General features: G+C 70.3%; 1 protein-coding gene. It reads right to left on the reverse strand.

The annotated features are described in order from the left end of the window. Positions 1-162: 162 nt before the first annotated feature. Positions 163-1,099: Tn3 family transposase (locus ACWEBX_RS41315; protein ID WP_451889803.1), on the reverse strand; the 937-nt coding region annotated here is incomplete at its 5' end.

Raw genomic sequence — 1,099 nt, forward strand, 5'->3', positions numbered from 1 at the left:
ACCGGGGCAACCGGTCCCCGGCTGCGGACGACGTACCTGCTGAGCGGAGGTGCTCGGAGCGCGTCACGCGACCGGTGCTGGACGGCGCATCCGGCACGTCCTGGCGAGATGCGCGACGATCTCCCCGCCGGTCAGGCCCTTGGAGGCAAGCGGGAGAGTTGTCTAATGCTCGCCGGCGTCGTCCTCGTCCAGCTCTGGGGCGTCCGGATCGCGCAGCGGGCGCAGGGCGCCGGCGGCCGGGGTGGAGGCGGTGAAGCTGTAGCGCCCGAGCAGGTTCAGGTTGCGGTGCTTGAGCGGGGAGAGCCGGGCGACGTCCTCCTCGCGGATCTCGTGCCCCTCGGCCTGGAGCTGGGCGACGGCGGCGTCGATGTACTTCGTGGTCCAGAGCACGATGGCGTTGAGGACCAGGCCGAGCGCGCCGAGCTGGTCCTCCATGCCGTCGCGGTACGCCTGGTGGATGGTGCCGCGCTTGCCGTGGCACACGTCCCGGGCCAGCTTGTGGCGGGACTCCTGCACGGTGAGCTGCCGGTTCATCTGCCGGCGGTAGGTGTCGTCCACCGGGTCGACCACCCGCAGCAGGTGCTCGGTCTTGGCGATCCGCCCGTACTCGGCGAACGCCGTCCCCAGCGGGGTCGGGCGCCCCTCGCGCCCGAACATCCGCAGCAGGTCGTACGCGCGGACCTGGTTGGTGACCAGGGATCCGGCGACCTTCAGCATGTCCGGCCAGTGCGTGATCACCTTGGTCAGGTTCACGCGGTTACGGGCCAGGTCCTCCACTGCCCCGTAGGTGCCGGTCTCGACGCCGGGCATCGTGGCCCGCCAGAACCGCTGGTCATCCAGGTCGCGGAACCGCGGGCTGAAGTTGTAGCCGAGGATCTTGAACAGGCCGAACACCATGTCGGAGTACGGGGCGTTGTCGGTGGCCACCATCTCCGGCTTGCGCCCGCCGTCGAGGTTCAGCAGGGCGTCCAGGATGTGCAGGGAGTCGCGCGGGGTGCCGGGGACCGAATTTTCGGTCCGCCTCCAGGGCGAACAGCGCCGCGGCGAGGACGGGGAAGGCCAGCAGCACCAGAACCGCGGTGAGCAGGACGTTCCACAC

This window comes from Streptomyces sp. NPDC005070, assembly GCF_053600395.1.